We start from the raw sequence: 24,685 nt of genomic DNA, 5'->3' as shown, positions 1-24,685 counted from the left end.
CTAAAGAGGCAGCTTAGGAGCGCACGCCGAGCGGTGCGAGCAGCTTGCCGATCAGCGTCTGCGCGACGCTTGCGAGACCCGAACGGCTCCAGCCGGTGCGCGTGCCCGTTGCGCTCCACAGCACCTTGCCCGATTCGACCTCGATCAGTTCGAACGTGATGCCGACAGCCGGCTCACCGTCCACGCCTACCTTGTAGCGCCACTCTTCGACCGCGCCCGTGAGCGCATAGCGCGCGTGTTGCTGGCGCGCCCAATCGAGGTTCGGCGCGCCGTCGCCGTGCGCGCCGCTATCGAAGAGCGCGTTGGCGTTCGGGTCGGCCGGCGTGCGCACGACGTTCGTGACGCCGAGCGTGCGCAGCGCATTGGCCGACATCGCTTGCGCGGACTGGCCGGCGTCCGGCGTTTCCGTAAAGTTGGCGATCGGCAGCACGGCCACCGCGTCGCCTGCGGCGAGCGCGGGCGCGTGCGTCGCATCGATCGAGCTGCACGCGCTCGCGAGCGCCACCGAGGCGAGTGCGAGCATCCACGCCGCCCGCGCGCTGGTCTTCTTCCAAAGGCTCATGCTGTTTTCTCCGTCGAGTTACGTTGTATGTGGTACACCACGTATTGCATTTGGTATACCTAATTCAAAACGCTCAATTCACTATTCAATAGAACCAGCTATAGCGGGCACCGAGCAGCGTCACCGACGTGCCACGCTGCGACACGCTTTCATGCTCGAAATAAATCGCCGCATGGTCGCCGCCGAATATCGTCCCGGCGATGCCGATGTTCGTATCCACCCCCCAACCCTGCACCGAGTCGTGCACGAGGCCCACATCGAGGTACGGGCGCCACGCATGCGTGTAGCGATCGGCAAGATCGTTGCCGAAGCCGAACATCGCGCCGTACTGGGCGTAGGTGAGCGGCATGTACGCGCTCGCCGCGGTGGGCGCGCCTGGCACGAGGCGCGATAGCAGCGCGTCGGCCTGGCCTGTCGCGTTGTAATTGCCGCGCACGCCGATCAGGCGAAGCGTGTAGTCCGGATACGTGGTGCGGAATTTGTAGTCGATCTCGCCTTGCGACAGCACGCCGGTGCCGAGAAAATTGCGCGCCTGGCTGTAGAAGCGGTCGCCTTCGATGTTCGCGGCGACTGAAATGCGCGGCGTCACTTGCCAGACGAGGCCGCCTGTCAGGTTGTCCTTCATGCCGCCGACTTGCAGCGACTGCGCTTCGGTCGCCATCTGATTGCGTCCCAGCGTGCCTTTGAACGACAGCGCCGAATCGCGGCCGATCTCCGCCGAGGCGTTCGCCGTGTAGAACGAATCGAGCGCGTCGCGCCGTCCGGCGCGGACCTGGAAATCCGTATCGCGCGTTAGGCGCCGCGCCCAGAATTCGGCCGAGCGGTCGACGTTGGGCACGTTGATGAGCTGAGAGGCATCCGTCGAGCGCTGGAAGATCTGCGTGCCTTTCGCGCCGATCATGTAGTGATCGGAGAGTTTCAGGCTGCCCGCGAGCGTCTGCTGCAGATAGTCGAGCGGATGCTCGACGTAGTTGTCGACGGACGCATCGATCGATTGCGCCCAGAACATCGTCGTGTCAGTGAGGCGCTGGTGCAGTTCGCTGTCGTCGGGCGCGCCGTCGAGTCCGTCGAACGCCAGCGCTTGGGCAGCGCCTTGGCGATCGGTCTGGACGGAGGCGTCGATACGGTTGTAGAGCGGCAGCTCGGCGGTGTGCTGGTCGAGCAGCCGGTTCATCTCGGCCGTGTCGCCTTCCGCGAGTGCGATCGAGAGCTGCGCGTCGGCCGGCGCCAGCAAGCGGCTCGCGTAGCGGCGCGCGAGCCAGCGCTTGGCGAGCGCATTCGACTCGCGCGACAGCGCCCAGGCGACCGCCACGTCTCGCGCCGCGCTCGTGCGTATGCGCCGCGATTCCTTGAGCGCGTCGGCGCGCGTCGGCACGGGCGGCAGTCCGCGCACTTCGCCGAGCAACGTCTTGGTCGCCGCGGGATCGACCGCATCGCTCGGCGAGGGCGGTCGTGTCAAATCGTCGAGCAGGCGTGTCGCGACATCGCCATTCGCAAAGATCTGCGCGAGCGACACGCGCCGGCTCGCTAACTGCGCGCGCACTTCGGGGTCGGTCGGCGTCGGCAGTTGCAAGCCGTTCTGCGCTGCTGCGCCGTCAAGCGGCACAGGCGCAGCTTGCAGCGCGATCAGCCCGCGCCACACATTGCGGCGGATCGACCACGCCAGATCAGGACGCCCCGTCATCTCCTCGGCGTCCGCAAAGGTGAGGAGCCACAGCGGGTCGCGCCGATTCGACGCCGCCTGCAAGCGCAGATAGCGCAGCGCGGCGACGGGCCGGTTCAAGCGCATCAAGGCGGCGGCCATCGGCCCCCACAGCTCGGACGTGCGCAGCGCGTCGTCATGCCAGCGCTTGACGATATCGCGCAGCTCGCTTTCGCGGCCCACGTCGACGAGCGTCCACAAGTACGCCGCCTTCACATCGGAGCGAGCGTCCGGCATCGCGATCGCGCGCGAGAGATCTTGCAGCGCCCAAAGCGGGCGATCGATCTGTCGATAGTATTCGGCGCGGACGCCGAGAAACTCCGGACGTTGCTGCGCAGCGTCCAATTGCTTGGGCGTGAGGCGCGCGAGCAGCGCGCCGACGCGGTCGAGCTGGTGCGATTCCGTGTAGTAGTACATCGCGTCGCGCAGCGACTGCACGTCCTGATAGCGGTCGAATTTCAATTCCGCCGTGCGTCCGGCGTCGATCGGATAGGGATCGTAGAAATAGACCATCGCGGCGAGGTCCTCAGGCGTGGCTTGGCCGTCCTCGAGCAAATGTTTGTATGCCGCGTTGGCCGACGCGTCGTCTTGCAGAAGCCGCGCGAGCTGGCCGTAGGTGCGCCAGTAGAGCGTGTCGTGGTCGCTCGCGCCGCGCTCGGCGAGCTTCAGCGCGGCGAATGCGTCGGCGTAGTCGTTCTGCTGGTAGAGCAGGTTGGCGGCTTGCAACGCGTAGACGGTGTTGTTCGGGTCGAGCTTCTGCAGCTTGCGGTAAGTGTCGAGCGCCTGCGCATCGTCGCCGGCGCGTTCGGCAACCGTCGCGTAGCGCTCGTTCATGGCGGCCGCTTCGCCATCGGTGGCGCGCGTTTGCAGGAACTTGAGGGCGTCCTGCGGCCGTCCGAGCCGCTCGTAGGCCGCGACCACCTGATCGGCGAGCTTCAAATCGGAGGGCGCGGCGTTCGACGCGTGCACGAGCGCGAGCACGTAGGACTCGTCGTCGTGGAGCATCGGCGCGAGGCGCAGCACGTTCTTCCAGCCAGCCGGATCATTCGAGAGGTTCGCATACGCGAGCCACGCCTTGAGCGAAAGCGCCGGCTCGTCGTGCCACTCGGCGACTTGCGCGAGCCGCTTTTGCCAGTCGGCCGATTGCGGGTGGCGTTCTGCCTGCTCGGAGGCCACTTTCTCGGCGTTGGCGAGGTCGTTCGATTCGATGAAGGACTGATAGACGAGCGCGGCAACGTCGTCTCGCGAGGCGCCATTGGTTGCGCTCGCAACGTTCGGCGCGGCGGCTTGCGTGCTGACGCGCAGGATTCGCACGTCGCCCCAGCGCGGCGAGGCGGCATCGGGTGCGGGCCCGTCCATGTAGCGGGCCCACGCCGGACGATACGAAACGGTGCGCAGCCCCGTTCCATCCGCGTCGCGTGCGCCCGTCGTGTACGGCATCAGCGCTCGTGCGTAGCGATCGACCAGATCGGTGCGGCCCGCCGCACGCGCCAGATTCAGCAGCACGATCAACGTGGCGCGATCGTTGGCGAGATTGCCGGCGTTCGCTTGCGCGGCGGCGAGCGCCTCGTCGAGCAGATTGCCCGCCTCCAGCGCTTGCACGCCAGCGAGGAATTCGCGGCGCGTGTCGTCATGGGTCGGGGCGGAGCGCTGCGCGTCGAAGAAACGCTCGGCCGCGAAGCGATATTGACCGTTTCCGAGCGCGATCCGGCCCGCGGCGTCTTGCCAGTGCGAGCGTGAAGCGGCGTCTTGTTGCGCGAGCCGCTGGTAGCACGTCACCGCGACATCCGGCGCACCGGCGGCGAGCGCATCCGCGGACAACACTCGCAACGTGTCCGCGTCCCACTGCTGCTTCATGGACGCAGTCAGCGCTTTGCGGACTTGAATCAGTCCCGCCTCGCGTGCAGGCGTCCCCTCGGGGCTCGCGAAGGTGCGCTGTTCGGCGACCTTCAAGCGGATCAGCGTCGCCTTTGCGCGGAGCGTTTCGTCATCGAGCGCTGTCATGCGCGCGGCGATCCGCTCGGCATCGTCGTATCGCCCAAGGCGCAGATATTGCGTTGCGAGCGCCGTCAAATACTCGGTGTTGGTTGGTTGCGTGCGCAACCAGGCTTCGAGGTACGCGACTGTCAGCTCGCTGGGCGCCGAGGTCTCGATGATGTGCTCGCGCACGCCGCCCGCCGAGTAGACGCCCGCGAGCGCGAGCACGATGGCGGCGGTCATGCCCGTCAGCACGAGCGAGGTGGCGATGCGCGGGCGCTCAACGGCCACAGTCGATCTCCAGCGGCCGATACGTGACTTGCTGGCCGGCCACGCCCGGGATGTCGACACGCAGCAGCGTGCCGTTGCGAGTCGCGGCGACGCGCGCGCCATTCATCGACACGCGGCACGTGGACGCGCTCGCGAGCTCGACGAATGGCTTGTAGTAGCCGCCGAATTCGAAGCGCAGGCCGGACGCCGAGCGCTGGAAGTTGCGCACGAAACCATTGGCTTGCGCGATATAGGGCAGGGCGCCGGGCGCGGCCTTCGCGCCGAGCGTGAAGCGCGCCGCGCCGCCGTCGATGTGGATATAGGTGCCGTCCGGGCCGTGCGAGTAGCCGGTCACGCCAGTCGAATCATGCGCGGCGTCGATGAGCGGCACGTCGTCTTTCGGCCAATGCAGTTCGCGCACTTCCCCGTTGCCGCGCACGAGCCAGGCATCGCCTTCGCGCGCCACCGCGAACGAGCGCCAGTCGAGCACCTTGCGCAGATAGTCGGTCACGTGCACGGGCAGCACCGGCTGCGCGAGCACGGTATCGAAGATCTGCGTGAGCGCGCGCAGCGACGCGACCTTCGTGCCGCTATACATGTGGTAGTAGACGTCGATCGGCTTGAAGCGCAGCGGATGGTCGGTCATGTCGAACGTTTCGAGCACGCGCGTAAATCCGTAGAACGGTCCCTGCCAATCGCTCGTGTAGACGTTTTCGTCCTGGTTCGGCGCGTAGATCTGATAGGCGCCGGGGCCCTTGTCGACGCCGATCGGCGCGATGTTCGTCCAGCTGTCGGCGGCGTGCGTGATGACCGTGTCGCCGCCGTTGACGTTCAGCACGCCGGCCTCATACGTCTTCTTCACGACCACGGCGGGCGGCATGCAGTCGCCCGACCATTGCAGCACGACGGTGCGCTTGCCGGCGGGCGCGAGCCGCGTATCGATGTAGTGGATCGACCCGGAGATCTCGCGATCGAGGTTGAACTTGTAGCCGGGAATGTTCAGCGAAAACGCCGAGTCGCCGCCGCCGCGGTCCTTCTGCAAGCCAGTCTTGGCGTCCACCTCTTCCCAGTTGAACGGGTGCGAATAGGTGTGCGTGCCGATTTCGACATACGGCAGCGCGAAGATCTTGCGCGCGATCTCTTCGAGGCGTGGCGAGATCTTCGGATAGAGGCCGGTTGGGCCGACTTCGCCTTCGATCACCGAAAGCGTCATCGGCACGGAATAGCGCGTGAAGATCTGCTCGTAGAGCGCCTCGCCCGAATAGTCGGGGCCGGGGAACTCGCTGCGCGACGCGAAACCGTCGCCGTCGACGTGCGTCATGAAAAGACGCCTGCCGTTCTCGGTCGTCACGTTGGGCGCGGGCAGATCGGGCAGGCGCAGCGCGGCGCGCAGGAACGCGATCGGCTGAATGGCCCAGCGCTCCTGCTCGATGCCGTCCAGCGACACGACCGTGTACTGGTTCAGCGCGAAGCCGCCCCAGCGCGTGAGGCCGACGACGTCCACCGCCTTGTCTGCCGAGGCGATGCGCAAGAGCGATTGCCCGTCGGCGCCGACCTGGATATTCGGCAGGTCGCGCGGATCGGGGCGCGGCATGATCTCGAAGCCCACCATCGGGTCGCGCTTGGCGACCGTCAACGGTGCATTCAAGATGCCGGATACGGTATGCAAACCGATCGCCGAGTCGTTGTCGGCAACGTTGAAGCCGAACTGACCGAGGAATGCGACCGGCAACTGATCGGCCATCCGTGCGCCGATCCAGCGCCGCCAAGCGAGCGGGTCAGGCACGGCGTTGCGCTGAATCCACGCGACGACGCCTGCGTAGCGGTCAGGCGTCACGTGCGCGGGAAGCGGGTGGCTGAAGTCGGCGTACTCGACGTCGTAGCCGAGGTAGTTGAGCGGCGTGGCGAGCGCGCGCACGCCGAGGCTCAGATCGATCGGCTCGTTCGGATCGCGGTCCTGGATGACGAGCACCTTGCGCGGCATCACCTCGATGCGGCCGATGCCGACGAGATCGCGCGCGGGGTCGGTGACGTAGGGCTCCACGCCGGTGGCCGCAACCTGCGCGGCGAGTGTGCGCGCACACGCTCGCGCCGCGCTCTCGCAGTATTCGATCGAGACGACGGGCACGCGGGTCCGCTGCATGAATGCCTGCGCGGCGGCCACGCGCTGCTCGCGCTCGGCGGCCGGGACGTCGACGACGTGCGTCGCGCTGTCGTTGCGCGCTTCCACGAGCGAATCGATCACCACGGCGTAGATTGCGTTGCGATGCGCTTCTGCGACGCTATACGCCGTTGCCGTGTCGCCGGCGACGATGATCTTGGCGTCCGGATGCGCCGCTACGATCGAATCGATGGAGGCGAAACCGGCGGGACTGTCGAGCAGGAAGCCGCGAAAACCGCGTTGCCACAATGGCTCGATGCGATTGGCTACGAAGTCCGCGGGCGCGGTGTTCGCGCTGGCGGCGGCGCGAGCGATATAGATGGAGTGGGCGAGAGGGTGAGTAGAGGGATCGAACCCGCTGGCCGGATCGAGCACGATTGCGTCGAACGCTTGCAGTTCGTCGAGCGGTGGTTGGTCCGCGTCGTAGAACGCCAGATTCGGCGCTTGAGTCGACGCATGAGCGCGTTCGACCGCGGCGCCCGCGCCCGCTTGCCGGTTCTCTGCGGCCGTTTGCGCGTTACTCGGAACGGCTGCGAATACGCCAAGCCACGCCAGCGACAGCGCGGCCAAGCGGCGAATGCAGCTCCCGGAGAGAAAACGCGCCGGCATGCTTCGCCTGGCGTAAGCGCCAAGGCGTATTGCGGAGTTCGCCATTGTTCTGAATGTTGTTGTCAGGCGCAGCCAGTGACGGCTGCCTCGATAGCCCTCGACCGTCTTTGCGGTTCGATGTTTGCCCCCCACGACACGGTCTAATGCCGCAGGCTCTCATTTTTTTTGAAATCAAAACGGGGGCGAAGATATCACAGCTAATTCGATTAAGGGTCATTTATTTCAGGCTTATAATCGGAGCATTCGCGATATTTAACAATATCTGTCAATTAAATCGCTGAAATGTTAAATGCCGCAAACGTTGTCGGGGATGGCAAACGTTTATCCTGGTTCACCATTTGGTCGCAAACGTTTTCGTATTGGTAATCATAGGAAATATTCCTGCTCTTATCAAAGAATCCGTGCAGAGGCCCGTCGTTGCTGATTGTGCACAGATGCGGCGTGGGTACGGTGCTGCGGTACGTTGCACCCGAACTCTCATCGAAAATCTATCGCTGAGCATGGGTAAAACGCGATCGAGAGCGGTCAGACGTTTTAACGATTGCGGGCAAAACCTCGCCCGGATTTTTAATTTGGTATTGACGGGATTTTGTAATGTCTGGCGTGTGGTGCATCGCGGAAATAATGACGTTTTCCGCAAGCGTCGATTGTAAAATTGTTACCTCATCGGGCAGATTGGAATTGCCGAATCGGTAATTCTGGCGTAGAGAAGCTATTTGCCGATCGACGTCGCTACAAGGATCAAGATGAGTTTGGATCGCCTGCTTCCGGGGAAGAACCGCCTATCGCATGCGGTTCGTGTTCGCGCTTGGCTGCAATTTGCTGTCGCCGTTGCGGTGTGGCTTGCCGCCCAAGCGGCTTATGCGCATCCCCACGTGTGGATCAAATATTCGCTGTCGGTCGATATGCGGGGCAGCGCCATCGTGTCGGTCAACGAGACGTGGATTTTCTCGCGCGGTTTTCCGGTGGCGATTGCGGGCTTGTCCGAGCTGCCCGAAAGCGGTCCGTTGAATGCGGCGCAGACGCAATTGTTCTGGGAACAGGCTTTCTCTTCGCTTAAAGATACGGATTACTTCACGCATCTGTTCGTCGATGGCGTGCCGCTTCACTTTGGCGAGGCGACGAATTTTCGCGTGGCGATGGAAAACGGGCACCTTGTGTATCGTTTCTCGCTCGTGCCGCAAAAGGCCGTCGACGTGACACGCGGGCAAGTGCAGCTAGGCGTGTGGGACGAGAGCTTCTTTGTCGATTACGAACCGTCGGATGCCCCGCACGTGACGCTCGGCGCGGGCGCGGCCCGAACGTGCAAGGCTCAGGATTTCGACGACACCAAGCATCCGATATTCGGCGGCGCGGTCGTACCGGTGGCGACGAACATCGCCTGCTGATGTGATCAGTCTGAACTCAACGCGCTTATGAAACGCCCAGCGACGCTTCAAAAAGCGCCGAGCCCATTCGTCTAATGCATACCACGCGGTGAGGGACCGGGGAAAGACGGGGAGAGAGGGAAGCGCCGGGGATGCCGAACTTCGCATCCCCGGCGTCGTCCTGTGCTGCGCCGCGCGTTACTTCGAAACGGCAAACAGCGTGACGTTCATGAACACCTTGAACAGCGCGCCGATCAGCATCGCGCCGCTCACGCCCACGCACCACAGCGTGACGAACCAGACCCAGCTCGGAATCGCCCAGCTCGCGCGCTGAAGCGCGGCCATCGATTTAGTGATAATGCGCGTCGCCATGGCGTACCTTCCCGCGAAAAACCCAATAGCCCAAGATCGTGTAGCCGATGATGACCGGCAGGATCACCGCCGCCCCGGCGAGTGTGAAGGTCTGGCTCGAACGCGGCGCCGCTGCCTCCCACACGGTCAAGCTCGATGGAATCGCGTAAGGCCAGAGCGACACGAGCAAGCCCGCGTAGCCGAGCAGCACGAGCGCGAGCGCGATGAAGAACGGTGTCGTGTGATGGCGCCCGTGGACCGCGCGATACATGACGAACGCGCAGACCGCGACGAGGAACGGCGCCGGCAGCAAGCGATAGAACAATCCCGAATCGAACCAGCGCGCGGCCACGTTCGGATCCTGCAGCGGCGTCCATACGCTGACCAGCGCGATGAACGCGAGCAGGACGAGCGTGAGCGGCCACACGACGCGATGCAAGCGCCGCTGCAGGTCGCCCTCGGTCTTCGCGACGAGCCAGCACGCGCCGAGGAGCGCGTAGGTCGCGACGAGGCCGAGCCCCGTCAGCAGGCTGAAAGGCGTGAGCCAGCCGAACGCGTCGCCGGCGAACTGGCCGTTCTCGACCGGAATGCCTTGGAGGAATGCGCCTAGCGCAATCCCTTGAAAGAGCGCGGCGCCTGTCGAGCCCCCGATGAACGCGAGGTCCCACATGGGTTTCGTGCGCGTCGCTTTAGCGCGGATTTCGAATGACACGCCACGAAAGATCAAGCACAAGAGCATGAAGACGAGCGGCAGATAAAGCGCCGAGAGCACCGTCGAATACACGACCGGAAACACGGCGAAGAGCGATGCGCCGCCGAGCACGAGCCAGGTTTCGTTGCCGTCCCACACGGGGGCGACGGTGTTCATCATGAGGTCGCGTTCTTGCTCGTCGGGGAAGAACGGGAAGACGATGCCGATGCCGAGGTCGAAGCCGTCGAGCACGACATACAGGAACAGGCCGAGCGCGATGATCGCAGCCCAGACAACGGTCACATCCATTTTAAGCCTCGAAATACAGGGGTTTTACGAGTTGCGGCGAGTTGCGGCGATAGCGATGCGGCTAGCGCGCTTAAGCGTCGATCAAGTGCTTGGGCGCCGGCACCGGTTGACGCTTGGGGCGCAGGTTCGCATCACGGGGCGGCGTGTCGCGTTCCACATCTCGCCCAGCAGGCGGCAGCGCAGGACCGTTTTTCATCAGCTTCAGCATGTAGTACACACCGGTGCCGAACACGAGGAAGTAGACGACCACGAACGCCATCAGCGAAATGCCGACCTGCTGCGCGGTAAGCGGCGACACGGCTTGCGAAGTCCGCATCACGCCGTACACGACCCACGGCTGACGGCCGACTTCAGTCGTCACCCATCCCGAGAGCAGCGATATGAAGCCGGTGGGACCCATCGCGACGACGAAGCGGTGGAACCACTTCGCGTCGAACAGACGCCCGCGGCGGCGCAGCCACCACGAGAGCGCGGACATCAGGATCATCAACATGCCGAGCCCGGCCATGATGCGGAAACTCCAGAACACGACGGTCGAGTCAGGCCGGTCTTCCTTCGGAAAGTCTTTGAGGCCGCGAATCTCGCCATCCCAGCTGTGCGTGAGGATCACGCTGCCGAGGTGCGGAATCGATACGGCATAGCGCGTCGTTTCGGCGTCCATGTCGGGGATGCCGAACAGATTGAGCGCCGTGCCGCCTTTCTCGGTGTTCCACAAGCCCTCGATCGCCGCGATCTTCGCGGGCTGATACTTGCGTGTATTCAAGCCGTGCTGATCGCCGACGAATGCCTGAATCGGCGTGAGGATCAACAGCAGCCACAGCGCCATCGAAAACATCTTCTTGACTGCGGGATCGCGCCGGCCTTTGAGCAAATGCCATGCGCCTACCGCGGCCACCACGAGCGCGGCGACGATGAACGCGGCGAGCGCCATGTGCGCGAGACGATACGGGAACGAGGGATTGAAGATGATCTTGAACCAGTCGACCGGGACCACGTGGCCGTCGGCGATCGTGAAGCCTTGCGGCGTCTGCATCCAGCTATTCGACGCGAGAATCCAGAACGTGGAGATCAGCGTGCCGACCGCCACCATCAAGGTCGCGCCGAAGTGCGCGCGCGGTCCGACGCGTTTCCAGCCGAACAACATGATGCCGAGGAAGCCGGCTTCGAGAAAGAACGCGGTCATGACCTCGTAGGTCAAGAGCGGTCCGGTGATCGGTCCGGCGAACTTCGAAAAGCCGGCCCAATTGGTGCCGAATTCGTAGCTCATCACGACACCCGAGACGACACCCATGCCAAAGGCGACCGCAAAGATCTTCGACCAGAACAGGCAAAGGTCTTTGTAGTACGCCTTGCCGGTTTTGAGCCAACGCCACTCGAGCACGGCGATGAAACTCGCTAAGCCGATGCTGAGCGCCGGAAAGACGATATGGAATGAAACGGTGAAAGCGAACTGAATGCGCGCCAGTTCGAAAGCGCTGAGTGCGGGTTCCATAAGCCAGAGAGCAGAAGTTGACCACGCGTGCCGGCCGCTGCCGGTACGCACTGCGCTGTGCTATGCAGATGGACGCAAGGTTAGGGCAGCGATGCGAAATTTGCTGCGCTGCGTTTTGACGCTTTATGCCGAGACGTCAATGACGTGCATCAATTTTCGAGACGTAAGTGGCTGATGCGAAACGGATCGCTGAAACGCGTTTTGATGGACGTCAATTGACTGATCATTGAAAAGTGCGGCAATCGACCGCGCTGCAGCGCACATGGCGCACTGCTTTTCTTGCAGAGGGCTTTCCAAGTTCGTTCAAACGAATAACAAGCGAGCTAAATTCGCAGTGTTTAATCGAATGAAACACACAGCCGCCGTTTAGGCGCGAACAGGCAATGGTGCCCGTCCAGCGTCTTGCTCCTATGCCGAGGCAGCACGATCCGATGCCACGCGGGGCATTCGCAATAAGCGGAAAAGCCGTCATAGACCATGCTTGGCGCACGATACGGACGGCGAAACAGTCGCGGTACAAGGCGAGCGCGGCGCACGGCCACACCCGCCGCGACAATCGGCGGGCGATGCATGGTGGGCTCCCGTTATGACCTGCCGGGCCGCGTCGGCGCGCGAAGCGCCGGGCTCTGTATGGATCGGTTGGGGCCGATCCCTTTTGCGTGGCCCTAGAACCGAAAATTAGTGCGCAGCCTATAGCGACGCAAGGACAAAAGTTCGCTGTTGCCGTTTTGCTGAAAAAATGTGGCGCGAGGCGTCTAAGCCTCGCGCATTTCGGACAGGCGCCTTGAAAAAGGCTGCGTTCGTGCTTGACCGCTAAGGCACGTAAAGCGTTCTAAGGATAGCGAGCGAGCCTTAAGCCGAAGGCTCCGGATCGGACCACAGGCGGCCCGCAGTCGCCCAGTTTTCGCGCTTGACGTCGGTGAGAATGATATCGACCGAGCTCGCTTCGCAGCCGAGCGTCTCGCACGTCACGCGCGTGATTGCTTCGACGAATTTACGTTTTTGATCGATGCTTCGGCCTTCGAACAGTTCGATGTGGAATGTTGGCATCGTGTCTCTCCTCTGAGATTAGTGGGATGAATGGGATGGAGCCGTGCGCGCTTAGTCGCGTTCTAGTCGCGATAGGACGGATCGATGCGGTCGAGCTTGCGCAAGAGCGCGGGCCATTCGAGCACGCCTTCGATCGCGCCGCCGTCGAGCAGTTGCTCCGCCGTGCGCTTGGCGACCGTGTCGTCCGGCACCACGAGGTATTGCTTGCTGCCTTGCGCCTGGATTTGAATCTCGCAAGCTTTGATGAGCGTCGCCATCAGCACGTAGGCTTCGGCGACCGTGCGCCCAGCAGTCAGCGTGCCGTGATTGCGCAACAGCATCGCGGGCTTGTCGCCGAGATGCGCAACGAGCCGCGCGCCCTCGGCCGGCGTGAACGCGAGCCCCTCGTAATCGTGATACGCGAGCTGACCGTAAAAGCGCAGCGCGTGCTGCGAGGCCGGCAAGAGTCCTTCGCGCTGCGCCGAGACCGCGATGCCCGCCGTGTTGTGCAGATGCATCACGCAGAAAGCGTCGGCGCGCGCGGCGTGTACGGCGGCGTGAAGTGCGAAGCCCGTTGCGTTCACCGGATGTTCGCTTTCACCGACGATATTGCCTTCGATGTCGATCTTCACGAGATTCGACGCACGCACTTCATCGAATGCGAGCCCGAACGGATTGATCAGGAAGTGGCCGGGCTCGCCTGGCACGCTCGCTGAAATATGCGAGTAGATGAGATCGTCCCATTGATTGAGTGCGGCGAGCCGGTAGGCGGCGGCGAGATCGATGCGGGTCTGCTGCTCGGCAGCGGACATGGGACCGGATGCGGCGATCCGGCGATTGGGCGCGTGAGCGAATGACATATTCGTTTCCTTCAAGTGCAGGAAGCAGGAGCCAAGCGCGTGACGGCGTGTCGCTTGGCGACGGTTTAGTATGCCGCAGATCGCGCACGCGATGACCGCTCGCGCGGGCGAGGCGCCGCGCGCGGCTTCCGACTCGCGAGCATAGGGCAGATCCCTCGCGTGCAGCATGCAAGGCCTTTGATAGTGTTTATTTGCGGCACCGGTGCACCGGTTTCGTTTGCGCTACGATGGCTCGCAATTTCGGCATTTTCCGTTGACATCGATAGGAGACGTCGCGAATGCGAGAAGTGCGTTGGGTATCGGAAGAGGGTGCGGGCATCGAGCATCTGGCGTTCGATGTCGACGCCGAAGGCTGCATCGTCGAGAGCGTGCTGACCGGGCAGCGTGACGGTAGCGCGTACGGGCTGTGCTACCGCATCGAATGCGATGCGCAATGGCGCGTCAAGGACGCGTTCCTGCGCGTGATGGGCGGCGCGAGTCTGGAGCTTCACGGCGATGGCGCGGGCCATTGGCATGACGGCAAGGGCCTCGCGCTCGCGCATATCGACGGTTGCATCGACATCGATATCATGGCGACGCCGTTTACGAACACGTTGCCGATCCGCCGTTTGAAACTCCTGAAAGACGAGCGCAGGGTGCTGGAGATGGCGTACATCTCCGTGCCCGATTTGCGGGTGACACACATGCGGCAAGCCTATACATGCATCGAGCCGGATCGCGAATACCGCTATGAAAACGTGGGCTCGAATTTCACCGCGAACCTTGAAGTCGACGAAGACGGTCTCGTGATCGACTACCCAGGGATCTTCAGACGATTGCCCATGGCGGGCTGACACCGCGAACCGTGCCATTTCTGTTGCGCTGCGCCATGCGATCGCGTGCTCGCGCTCGGAAATCGACCAGACGGTCACCGCGGCGGGTGTGTAACGTCTGCATGCGGTTCATGCTGCGTCACGAAGCGGTCGATACTTGCGGCGATCCTGGCCGGGTCGCGCAGAATGACCCAGTGGCCCGCGTCGATCTCCTCGCGCTGATACGGGCCGAGCCAGCGTTCTAGCCCGACCGAAAGGGCAGGTCCGACATAGCGGTCGTGCCGCGGCACGATGAACAGCACCGGCGCGTGAGCCTGTCTTGCGCGCGGGCGGCGAATACGGTCGAAGAAATTCGCGCGATAGAGTTCGAGCCCGTTGAGCGCATTGCGCAATTGAGTCGGGTCGGGGTGGATGCGGACGCTTTCGCTCAACTTCATCCAAAGCGGCCACGCCCGCACGCCGGCGAAGCGCCACATGACTTCGGGCGCGAGCGGAAGATGAAAGAACACGATGTACCACGACCGCAGCCGTTGCGCGATATCCGCGCCGAATGAGCGCTGCGAGGCGTCGCGCGACGCAGCCGCTACATGATCGAGGCAAGGCCCCGAGATCGACGTGAACGACGCAATGCGTCCGTTTAATGCCTCGCCGGTGACGGCTTCCCAGCACTGAATCGAACCCCAGTCGTGTCCGACCAAATGAAACGGCCGTGTGCCGCAGGTTGCGTCCGCAACGGCGGTGAGATCTTCGGCGAGCCGTTCAAGCTGATATCCCGCGCGTTCAGAGGGGGCGTCTGAGGCACCCGCACCGCGCACGTCATACGCAATCACGCGATAGCGCGTTTCGAGTTGCGCACGCAGCGGTTCCCACACGGCCGCCGAATCCGGATAGCCGTGCACGAGCACGATAGGCGGCGCATCGCGCGGCCCGCTCACATAGACCGCGAGATCCAGGTCGGCGGAGCGCACACGCAGTGTTTCGCGCGTCATGCAGGCGCCCTTTCGTCTTGCTGCGGCGGGGCGCCTGGAGCGTGCGCGCCGTATGGCGTGTTGCTCTCGGCGACAGCCGCGAGCAGATCGTCAAGGCGTGCGAGTTGCGCACGATTGTCGTGATCCCACGGATGAAAGCTCGGCTTGAAAAAGCGCAGCCAGTCAAGCGCGATCGTAGGAAACACCCCGCGTCGGCCGAATAGGAAACGAACGACTCGCGACATGCCGCGCAGGTGTCCGCCGCGTTTGCGGTCCGCGACGATAAGGCGGACGTGAAACTCGAACACCATCGCCCAGAACAGTACGGTGACCTCGAGCATCGCGAGGGTGCGCATCAAATAACGCTTCGGCCCCGGCTCGATGACGGTATTCCACACATCGAACGAAACCGCCTTGTGCTCGGTCTCTTCGAACGCGTGCCACATCCATACCTGCCGGTAGTGCTCTTCGGAGCCTTCGAGCCGAGAAGGATCGTCGAGCACCATCCCCGCGAGCATCGCGGTGTAGTGTTCGAGCGCGACGGTTTGCGCGAGCCGGAAAGAAGGCGGCAAGTGTCTGCGCCCGAAATCGAAGAGCGCCCACACGCGTTTGTCGAGTTGGTGCGCGGGCAAGCTGGCTGCTTCGAGCCGCTTGTTGTATTCGATGTGTTCGCGCGTGTGCATCGCTTCTTGTCCGATGAAGCCGATCACCTGCTTCTTGAGGACAGGGTCGTCGATCTTGTCGCGGTAGTGACGCACGCTGTCGATGAAGTAGCGTTCGCCGCCCGGAAACATGAGCGACAGCGCGTTGAAGAAATGCGTGACGTGCGTGCCCCACGCGTGCCAGTCGCCGACGCGATCGGGCGGCAGCGCGAAATGCAGGTCGCGGCGGATGGGCATCATGATCGTTTCTCCTTCTTTTAAGGGCGCGTGGCAGATGCGGATCACGCTCGATGCGCGGAACTGTCGTGCGCCGCATTCCGTTGCGCGCGCCGCTGCATGCGGCGTGCGCTTGCCACGACCAGCGCTTGATAGGCAGCCGGCAGCAGGCGCGCAAGCCAATCGGCGGCGCGCGCGTCGCGGCCGATCAGCACGCGGCGCTTATTGCGGCGCACGCCGTCGAGAATCACGCGTGCCGCCTCGTCGGCCGACGTGATGAACAGCCGCTCAAAGTCGCTTCGGCTCTGTTGTTCGTTTTCGATCAGGAAGCCTTTCATGTTCGAGGCGATTCGGCTCGCCTGAGCGATATTGGTGCGGATGCCGCCAGGGTGCACGCAGGTCGCCGACACGCCGCACTTCATCAAATCGAGCTCCTGGCGCAGCGATTCGGTGAAGCCGCGCACCGCGAACTTGGTTGCGTTGTACGCGCTCATGCCGGGCTGAGCGAACAGGCCGAATACGCTCGATGTATTGACGATGTGGCCTTCACCTGCTGCCTTCAAGTACGGCAGGAACGCTTGCGTGCCGTGCACGACGCCCCAGAAGTTGACGCCGACGATCCAAGCGAGGTCCGCGTGGTCCATGCCTTCGATCGTGCTCGAAAGCGCGACGCCGGCATTGTTGAAGACGAGGTTCACGCGGCCATGATGAGCGGCGCTCGACGCGGCCCAGTCGAACATCGCGTCGCGCTCGGCGACGTCGAGCACGCGGGTCGTGATCGCGACTTCCACGCCGAGGTTTTGCATGGCCGCATTCTGCGCGAGCCGCGCGGTCTCGGCGAGGTTCGCGGCATGTTGATCCGCAAGCGCCAGTTCACAACCTTCACGAGCGAGCGCCACCGCAAGCGCGCGGCCCATGCCGGAGCCTGCGCCGGTGATGGCCGCGACTTTGCCGGTAAATGACTTCACGATTGTTCTCCCTGATTGCTGTGCTGTCGTTTTGTTGTTCGGGGATGCTGTGGTCGATGACGTATCGCGCGGTGCTACGCCGTTTCCGTGGAGCGTATCGCGACGGTAGCGCGTTCCGTATTCGTTGAAGATGGCTTAGGGCCTGCCGCATAAGTGTAGTAGTCCGCCATCCTGAAGCGCCGCGTCAATTGCCGGAAGCGCCACGTAAAGCCGGGCCAAAGCGTCGTGTTCTTGCCGGTCTTCGGATCGAGATACCAGCTTTTGCAGCCGCCTGTCGACCAGATCGCGCGCGCGAGCTTTTGCTGAACGCGCTCGTTGTAGGCGCGTTCCACCGCCGCGCGCACCTCGATCGCATCGGCGCCTTCGCGGCGCATCGTTTGCAAAGCACGCAGGATGTACTCCACTTGCGCTTCGATCATCAGCACCATTGAGTTGTGACCGAGCCCGGTGTTCGGACCGACCACCATGAAGAAGTTCGGATAGCCCGGCAGCGTCGCACCGAGATAGGCATGCGCGCCGTCGCGCCAAGTGTCGACGATATCCACGCCGTCGCGGCCGATCACGACGCTGCGTGCAAACGGATCGGTCACGTGAAAGCCGGTGCCGAAGATCAGGCAATCGGCGGGGTGGCGCACGCCGTCGGCCGTGACCACGGCATCGTGCTCGATTCGCACGATGCCGGTTGTCACGACGTCAACGTTCTCGCGAGCAAGTGCCGGATAGTAGTCGTTCGAGATCAGCACGCGTTTGCAGCCGATCGTGTAGTCGGGCGTCAACGTTTCGCGCAGGACTGGATCGGGCACTTGGTCTTTCAAGTGCTTGAGCGCGAGTTTTTGCACGGACTTCATCAGCGCGGGATGCGTCGCGAAACCGAGCACGCGTGCCTCCAGCATCCAATAGAGACGTGTTCGCGCGAGTCGCTGCAAGACGGGAAAGCGTTCAAACAGCCACGTTTCGCGAGGCTTCAGCGCGCGATCCGCTTTCGGCATGATCCACGGCGGCGTGCGCTGAAAGAGGTCGAGGTGCGCGACGCGCGGCGCGATTTGCGGCACGAATTGAATTGCGCTCGCACCGGTGCCGATCACGGCGACGCGCTTGCCGTCGAGCGGATAGTCGTGGTCCCATTGCTGCGAGTGAAAGGCTTTGCCCGCGAAGGTGTCGAGACCGGGGATGTCGGGCAACACGGCGCGCGACAACGCACCCATGCCCGATATCAATACGCGCGCCGACAAGCGCGTGCCGTTGGTAAAGCGTAATTGCCAGCGCAACGCCGCTTCGTCGTAGACGGCCGAAACGAGTTGGTGATGAAAGCGCAAATGCGGACGGATCTGAAAGCGCGTCGCGCAATCCTCAAGGTAAGCGCGAATCTCGGGTTGTGGCGCGAACATGCGCGTCCAGCGCGGATTGGGCGCGAACGAAAACGAATAGACGTGCGATTGCACATCGCATGCGCAGCCGGGGTAGTGGTTGTCGCGCCAGGTACCGCCTAGCGAGCCGGCTTGTTCCGCGATCACGAAATCGTCGATGCCCGCTTGCTTGAGCCGGATCGCCATGCCGAGTCCGGCGAAGCCCGAGCCGATGATGACGATGTCGGTGGTCTCGGGGGCGGGGCTCGCGGTCATCTGTGCGTCCTTGTGCATTCATCGATAATCGTTACATTGTACGATGTAACGATAGGATGTGGCGGTGGCGAGCGCAAGGATGGGTTTAGACGCGCAACTCTATGGACGGCGAGAATCGCTCACCGTTATGCGGCTTCCATGGGGGCAGGACTGGGGCGATCCGCCAACACATTTCGACAGCCACCCTCCGACTAAGCGATCGAGCTCGCTTCTTCGACCCGGCCACGTCCCGCCGCCTTTGCCAGATAGAGTGCGTGATCGGCAGCCTTTGTCAGGTCCGTCATCTCAGCGCCGGTATCGACCACCCGGCTGGCGACGCCGACACTGATCGTGACGTTGGGCATTTGAGGTGAACCGGCATTGGGAATCGCCAAGGCAGCGACGGCTTCGCACATTCGTTCACCGATGTGAGCGGCCGACGCCGCATCGGTTTCCGGCAGCAGAATCACGAACTCTTCGCCACCGTAGCGTGCAACCAGATCGCTTGCGCGCCGCACTGTCCGTGTGAGGCATTGGGCAACGAGCACGAGGCACCGGTCGCCTTCGACATGGCCGTAGTGATCGTTGAAACGTTTGAAGAAGTCGATGTCGATCATCAGCAATGAGAGCGTCGACCGGTCGTGGGCGGCGCGCTGCCAGTGCAATGTCAGCGCGGCGTCGAAGGCGCGACGATTGGCGACGCCCGTCAGCGGATCTGTCGTGGCGAGCCGCTTCAATTCGTCAAGTGCTGCCGCAAGCCGCGAATGAAGAAACGTATTTTCGACCAGGAGCAACAGAAGGACGAAGCTGGCTGCGCACATGCCGTAGATTCGACCGACATAGAACCCGAGGTCATAGCGGGCCCCGTTGAACACGGCACTTAACGCGACGTCGCAAATCCAGGCGCACTGCACGACCATCAGCCACAGGTCGATTGTCGAGCGCCGTCTTTGCCGGTACAGCACCGCAAGGGCGAGGAGGCAGATTCCCCAAACCGATCCCGCCACCCACGGCATCGTCGGGGTGTAGTGGTTGTTTCGGATGATTTCAGGCAGCAGGCGCTGCCCTGCTATGGCAAGAACGGTCATCCCCGCTGCGAGGCAAAGCATGGCGCCGACGATGAACATCAGCTTGCCTGCTCCGACGATGTCGCCTGTTATCGTGGCCTGTTTCCTGTTGTTGAGCAGTGCATAGGCAATGACGAAGCACGGAAAGCCGGCGTGCCAGAACATATAGATCCAGGCCGTGCTTTGCGGTCCCGCATTCAAGAGTCCGGTTGGCGAGAACACCCCCGGAAAGCTCAACATATGGAGAAGGGCGATCGCCGATGTGTACAGATAGCCGCTCGCCAATGCGCCGAGTGCCCGCGAGCGTGCGATCACGCACTGGCCGAACAGAAGGACCGAGGTGATCAGATCGTTAAGAATGAGCGCCGATTCATAGACGGGAATAAATGCGGGCACTTGATGCAGCGGCACCTTCGCGAACGGCGCGGCAAAGAGGAAGACAAGCATCGACAGGAGCGCAACGCCTGCGGGAAGCAGGCGCGTGTGCCGGCTGATAGAACGCGAATGCGGCGAATACGCTGGCGCATCAATGAGTTCAGGCATCAAGCGTGGTTCCGCCGTCGTTGTAAAACTGGTTCGGCCGTGTCATGAGCGGATGGACGGCGCAGTCTATGCCTTGCGGAGTCAAGCCGTCGCCTGAACCGCGCAAGACGCTGACTATGCGAGGTTTAAATCGCAGGTGCAAGCGTCCGGCTTGTAGGGTTTTGATGAAAATGGAGTGAGGATATCCTGAATCGCGGCTGCGCAATGCGCGTCAGAACAATTCGCGCATGCGGTGATAGAGCATGCCGATTTCGAGCGCGGGGCCGCGCAAAGCCGGACCGCCAGGAAAGCGCGCGTGCTGGAGCTTCGCGAAGAGATCGAAGGCAGCAGTGTTTCCCGTGATCGCGCTTGCCACGACGCGCCCTGCGATGCCCGTCAGCGCAACGCCATGCCCGGAAAACCCTTGCGCATAGAAGTAGTTCGGATCTATCGCGCCGAAATCCGGCGCGCGATTGCGTGTCACGTCGACGAACCCGCCCCACGCGTATTCGACTTTCACATCGGAGAGCTGCGGAAACACGCCGACCATGCGCTTGCGGATATCGTCGGCGAGCTTGGCGGGCGATGCGCCGGTCGAACTCGCGCGTCCGCCGAACAGCACACGGTGATCGGCGGAAAGACGGAAATAATCGAGAAAGAAATTGTTGTCGCAAATCGCTTCGCGCTTTGAAATCAGCGCATCGGCGCGGGCTTGCCCGAGCGGCTCGGTCGCGACGATGTAAGAGGCGATCGGCGCAATGCGCGCGGCGATCCGCGGCGGCAATACGCCATCAAGCGTGGCGTTACCCGCGGCGACAACGAAGCGGCAACGCACTTCGCCATTTGCCGTGCGCACGACCGGCCGCGCGCCGCGCGCGACTTCAAGTACCGGCGAATGTGCGAACAGTTGCGCGCCTTCGCGACGCGCGGCATCGGCGAGGCCAAGGCAATATTTGAGCGGATGCAGGTGGCCCGAATGCGGATCGTAGACGCCGGCCAGATAGCGCTCGGATGCGATCCGTTCACGCACCTCGCTGCGCTCGAGCCACGACAAATGCGGATGGCCCCAGCGCGACGCCGCTGCATCCATCCACGCGCGCAAATCCGGCACGCGCTTGGTCTTCGTCGCTACGGTCAGATAGCCCGCGGTGAAATCGCAATCGATGCCGTACTTCGCGATGCGCTCGCGAATCAGCGCGACCCCGTCCATCGACATCGCCCACAACGCCCGCGCACCGTCGAGGCCCAATTGCTTTTCGATGACCTCGTCCTTTGCAAAGCCGACGAGCGCTTGCCCGCCATTGCGTCCCGATGCCCCCCAGCCGGGACGATGCGCGTCGAGCACCGCGACCGAGAGGCCGCGCGCGCGGCATTCAAGCGCGACCGACAAGCCCGCAAACCCGGCGCCGATCACGCAGACGTCGACATCGAGCGTGTCTTCGAGCATTGGGTCGTCGACGGCGGGGCGCCGGACACTGGCTTCGTAATAGGAACGGCGCGCGAGATCGTCCGCGCGCTTGTCGAGCGTTGCAGTCATCAGAGCCAATCCTTCATTCGGTACCACGCCATCGCAAGCACGAGCGCCGGCGTGCGCAGCAGCGCGCCACCCGGAAAATCGCGGTGCCGAATCTTACCGAATAAATCGAAGCGCGACGCTTGCCCGTCGATCGCTTCGGCGATCAGCTTGCCGGCCAGACCGGTCGTGTTCACGCCATGCCCGGAAAAGCCCTGCGCGAAATAGACAGTCGGCGATAGCCGCCCGAAATGCGGCGCGCGATTCATCGTGATGTCGACATAGCCGCCCCACGCGTAATCGATCTTCACGTCGGCGAGCTGGGGGAACGTGACGAGCATGTCGCGGCGCATCGCTTGCGCGAGGTTGGGCGGTGCGAAGGTCGAGTAGCTGACCTTGCCGCCCCACAAGATCCGCCCATCAGGCGACGGACGGAAGTAGTCGAGCACGAAGCGGCTGTCGCACAGCGCGGCGCGCGCGGGCATCAGCGCTTCTGCGCGCGCGTGGCCGAGCGGTTCCGTTGCGATCACATAGGTGCCGACCGGCATGATCTTGCGCGTGAGCTGGGGAGCGAGCGCGCCGAGATAGGTATTGCACGCGAGCACGACGTATTGCGCACGCACGCGGCCCTTCGACGTTTCGACGAGATGCTTGCCGTCTTCCTTGCCGATCGACGTCACGCAGCTGTCTTCGAAGATTTTCACGCCGGCGTCTTTCGCGGCGCGCGCGAGGCCGAGCGTGTAGTTGAGCGGATGCAGATGGCCGCTGTCGGGATCGAACAATCCGCCCAGGTAGCGCGACGACTGCACGTACTCCGGCATCGCGTTGCGCTCGACGTAACGCAGACGGTCGTAACCAAAGCGCTCGGCGGCGTCGTCGCGCGCGGCGCGAAGTTCTTCTGCATGGCGTGGTTTGTTCGCCGCGGTGAGGTAGCCGAGCGTCAGATCGCAATCGATCTGGTGCTTCGCGACGCGGTCCTTGACGATGTCGAGCGTCTCGAGACCTATGTCCCAGACACGCTTCACGTCGGCTTCGTCCATGTGGTCCGCGAACGCATCGATGCCGCATGCGAAGCCCGCGATCAACTGCCCGCCGTTGCGGCCGCTCGCGGCCCATCCGACTTTCGACGCCTCCAGCACGGCGACCGAGTGCCCGCGTTCCGCGAGATTGAGCGCGGTGCTGATGCCGGTGAGGCCGGCGCCGATCACGCAGACATCGACGGAGAGCGCGTCGGCGAGGGGCGCGTGGCGCGTCGTGTCGTTGGCGGTGGCCGCGTAATACGACGCGACGTGAGGTTGATTCGTGAACTTGAGCATAGGCAGGGAAGGGCGTGAGGCGGCGCGTCGATGACGAACGCGCCGCCTCACGCCGCAGCGGTGCAACAGTTTAGAACGAGTAGATGAACTGCGTGGCGAGCAGGTCGTTCGACTTCGCGTACGAACCGTCGTTGCGCAGGAACACGGCGTTGTTCGCCCAGTCGTGGCGGTATTCGACCTTCACGGTGATCTGCTGAGTCGGATAGAACAACAGGTCGAGCGCGACGTCCTGACGGTTTGCGCCCTTGCATTCGATGCCGCCGTCGGTCGAGCTCTGGATGCAATCGGTGCTTGGGCCGAAGCCGTTGTACGGATCCCGACCTTGGTCGGTCAACGCGATACCACCGCCACCACCGCCGTTTTTACTGTCTACGAGGTAGTCATAACGCAGCGTCGCGCCCATGCGGCCAACCACAGGTGCGTTGAATTTGCGGTGCGCGAGCAGCGACAAACCGTACCACTGCGCTTCGCCGCCGTTATACGCGGCATGCTGCTGCTGTCCGTAGTCGAGTTCGGCGTTGTAAATCACATCGGCAAGCGTGTACGTCATGTCCGCCTCGCCGAAGAAAAATGTGCCGTACGCGTTGCTCGACAAGCCAGCGGGACCGAAGCCGGTCCCATTCGCAGCCAGCGTCTGGCGCCCGATGTTGAACGAACCGCCGATATCGAGCGCGCTCGACCACGTATAGTCGGTACGCGCGGTGAAGGTCGGGATCTTGTTGCTCGACGTGATCGGGTCGTTGGACGCATTCTTGCCGATCTGCGTCACAGCGCCGTAAGTACGGTACTGCTCGTTGCCGAGGAAGAACTTCCATGCCCAATTGCTGCCGTCGCCCGTGTAGTTCAGGCCGACGCCGACATAGCTGCCCGGATCGGAGAAGTCATAGAGCAGGTTGTGCGTGAGCGTCTGCATCTGGTTCGACTGCTGCACTTCGTAGCCGCCGAAGCTCGGAATCAAGCCGGCCACGAAAGTGGTGGTGCCCGACAGCGGCACGTTGACCACGGCCGTGTTCAGGATGTTGAGACCGGAGCTGCCGTTTTCGTTCTGCAGCAGCGTGATGCCGTTGCCGCGGTTCGGCATCAGCGTGATTTCGGCGGACGGCGCCATCGGGCCCACGCCGAACGTCTTCTTGATGTCGAGGTACAGATCGCCGAACGTGCTGTTGAAGTAGTTGTAAGTGTTTTCGTGGTTCGCGAACAGGAACGACGAGCTGCTGGCAGCACGGTTATAGACGTAGGTCGGGTCGATATAGCCCGTGACCGAGAGGCCTGCGATCGGTCCGGTGTTGGCGGCGTCGGTGAGCGAATCGACCTTCAACTGCTGATTCGCGATCTGCTGCTTCATCGACGCGAGGTCGTCGTTGGTCAACGTCGCTGTGGCCTTGCCATAATCCGGCGACGAGATATCGACCGGCGCGGCGGGCGCGGCCGTGGCCGCCGTCGCGACCGCCGCCGTGCCCGAGGTCCCAACAACAGCCGGCTTGGCCCCAACCTCCGCCTTAAGTGCTTTCACTTCTTTTTGCAGCGCTTTCAGCTCGGCCTGAAGCGCTTTGATTTCCGCGCTAGTCGAGTCGGCCAGCGCAAGCCCCGGCATGCTGGCCGCCACCAGCATGCATATCAGTTTCTTTTGCATCCCAATTCTCCGTTCTAGGTCGTTTTG

At 63.1% G+C, this 24,685-nt stretch carries 18 protein-coding genes; 2 read left to right on the top strand and 16 right to left on the bottom strand.

Annotated elements, in window-relative coordinates:
* Positions 1 to 13 precede the first annotated feature (13 nt).
* The 3 genes from AAHK20_RS29565 to AAHK20_RS29555 form a co-directional block, all read right to left on the bottom strand.
* Positions 14 to 562, bottom strand: coding sequence for a penicillin-binding protein activator LpoB (locus AAHK20_RS29565; RefSeq protein WP_449185047.1), 549 nt, complete (start codon positions 560 to 562; stop codon positions 14 to 16).
* Between the two features lie 85 nt (positions 563 to 647).
* The gene (locus AAHK20_RS29560) at positions 648 to 4,532 is read right to left on the bottom strand and encodes a tetratricopeptide repeat protein (protein WP_449185046.1); all 3,885 of its coding nucleotides are present in this window, start codon (positions 4,530 to 4,532) and stop codon (positions 648 to 650) included.
* Positions 4,522 to 7,281: a polysaccharide deacetylase family protein gene (locus AAHK20_RS29555; protein WP_449185045.1), complete on the bottom strand. Its 2,760-nt coding sequence runs from the start codon at positions 7,279 to 7,281 to the stop codon at positions 4,522 to 4,524. The genes AAHK20_RS29560 and AAHK20_RS29555 overlap by 11 nt, the downstream gene beginning before the upstream one ends.
* A 746-nt stretch (positions 7,282 to 8,027) precedes the next feature.
* On the opposite strand from AAHK20_RS29555, the gene AAHK20_RS29550 reads away from it, so the two are divergent.
* Positions 8,028 to 8,669, top strand: coding sequence for a DUF1007 family protein (locus tag AAHK20_RS29550; protein WP_449185044.1), 642 nt, complete (start codon positions 8,028 to 8,030; stop codon positions 8,667 to 8,669).
* Between the two features lie 177 nt (positions 8,670 to 8,846).
* Here AAHK20_RS29550 and AAHK20_RS29545 read toward each other — a convergent pair whose 3' ends face one another.
* From AAHK20_RS29545 to AAHK20_RS29525, 5 genes are all read right to left on the bottom strand, one after another.
* Positions 8,847 to 9,020, bottom strand: a complete 174-nt coding sequence (locus AAHK20_RS29545) for a hypothetical protein (protein ID WP_449185043.1) — start codon at positions 9,018 to 9,020, stop codon at positions 8,847 to 8,849.
* Positions 8,998 to 9,999: a cytochrome d ubiquinol oxidase subunit II gene (cydB, locus tag AAHK20_RS29540; RefSeq protein ID WP_449185042.1), complete on the bottom strand. Its 1,002-nt coding sequence runs from the start codon at positions 9,997 to 9,999 to the stop codon at positions 8,998 to 9,000. Before cydB ends, AAHK20_RS29545 begins: the two co-directional genes overlap by 23 nt.
* A 70-nt stretch (positions 10,000 to 10,069) precedes the next feature.
* On the bottom strand, positions 10,070 to 11,491 hold the full coding sequence (locus AAHK20_RS29535; protein ID WP_449185041.1) for a cytochrome ubiquinol oxidase subunit I: 1,422 nt from the start codon (positions 11,489 to 11,491) through the stop codon (positions 10,070 to 10,072).
* An 852-nt stretch (positions 11,492 to 12,343) separates the two neighbouring features.
* Positions 12,344 to 12,541, bottom strand: coding sequence for a 4-oxalocrotonate tautomerase (locus tag AAHK20_RS29530; protein WP_449185040.1), 198 nt, complete (start codon positions 12,539 to 12,541; stop codon positions 12,344 to 12,346).
* Positions 12,542 to 12,603: 62 nt separating this feature from the next.
* Positions 12,604 to 13,380, bottom strand: a complete 777-nt coding sequence (locus AAHK20_RS29525; RefSeq protein WP_449185039.1) for a class II aldolase/adducin family protein — start codon at positions 13,378 to 13,380, stop codon at positions 12,604 to 12,606.
* 278 nt (positions 13,381 to 13,658) lie between these two features.
* Between AAHK20_RS29525 and AAHK20_RS29520 the strand changes: the two genes are divergently transcribed.
* Positions 13,659 to 14,213: a putative glycolipid-binding domain-containing protein gene (locus AAHK20_RS29520; RefSeq protein ID WP_449185038.1), complete on the top strand. Its 555-nt coding sequence runs from the start codon at positions 13,659 to 13,661 to the stop codon at positions 14,211 to 14,213.
* A gap of 74 nt (positions 14,214 to 14,287) precedes the next feature.
* Here AAHK20_RS29520 and AAHK20_RS29515 read toward each other — a convergent pair whose 3' ends face one another.
* The 8 genes from AAHK20_RS29515 to AAHK20_RS29480 form a co-directional block, all read right to left on the bottom strand.
* Positions 14,288 to 15,181: an alpha/beta fold hydrolase gene (locus AAHK20_RS29515; protein WP_449185037.1), complete on the bottom strand. Its 894-nt coding sequence runs from the start codon at positions 15,179 to 15,181 to the stop codon at positions 14,288 to 14,290.
* Positions 15,178 to 16,062 (bottom strand): metal-dependent hydrolase, encoded by an 885-nt coding sequence (locus AAHK20_RS29510; protein ID WP_449185036.1) that lies wholly within the window; start codon positions 16,060 to 16,062, stop codon positions 15,178 to 15,180. Before AAHK20_RS29510 ends, AAHK20_RS29515 begins: the two co-directional genes overlap by 4 nt.
* A gap of 41 nt (positions 16,063 to 16,103) precedes the next feature.
* Positions 16,104 to 17,006: an SDR family NAD(P)-dependent oxidoreductase gene (locus AAHK20_RS29505; RefSeq protein WP_449185035.1), complete on the bottom strand. Its 903-nt coding sequence runs from the start codon at positions 17,004 to 17,006 to the stop codon at positions 16,104 to 16,106.
* Positions 17,007 to 17,080: 74 nt separating this feature from the next.
* Positions 17,081 to 18,646 (bottom strand): flavin-containing monooxygenase, encoded by a 1,566-nt coding sequence (locus tag AAHK20_RS29500; RefSeq protein ID WP_449185034.1) that lies wholly within the window; start codon positions 18,644 to 18,646, stop codon positions 17,081 to 17,083.
* A 173-nt stretch (positions 18,647 to 18,819) separates the two neighbouring features.
* A complete protein-coding gene (locus AAHK20_RS29495) occupies positions 18,820 to 20,085 on the bottom strand; it encodes a GGDEF domain-containing protein (RefSeq protein WP_449185033.1) in 1,266 nt (421 codons plus the stop codon).
* 343 nt (positions 20,086 to 20,428) lie between these two features.
* Positions 20,429 to 21,733: an NAD(P)/FAD-dependent oxidoreductase gene (locus tag AAHK20_RS29490; protein WP_449185032.1), complete on the bottom strand. Its 1,305-nt coding sequence runs from the start codon at positions 21,731 to 21,733 to the stop codon at positions 20,429 to 20,431.
* Entirely contained in the window at positions 21,733 to 23,025 is a 1,293-nt protein-coding gene (locus AAHK20_RS29485) for an NAD(P)/FAD-dependent oxidoreductase (RefSeq protein ID WP_449185031.1), read from the bottom strand. The genes AAHK20_RS29490 and AAHK20_RS29485 overlap by 1 nt, the downstream gene beginning before the upstream one ends.
* 70 nt (positions 23,026 to 23,095) lie before the next feature.
* Complete coding sequence (locus tag AAHK20_RS29480; RefSeq protein ID WP_449185030.1) at positions 23,096 to 24,658, bottom strand: DUF3138 family protein; 1,563 nt, start codon at positions 24,656 to 24,658, stop codon at positions 23,096 to 23,098.
* Positions 24,659 to 24,685 lie beyond the last annotated feature (27 nt).

This window comes from Trinickia camelliae (genome assembly GCF_053525655.1).
The sequence above is the reverse complement of the archived record's forward strand: the minus strand, read 5'-3'. Positions and strand labels throughout refer to the sequence as shown.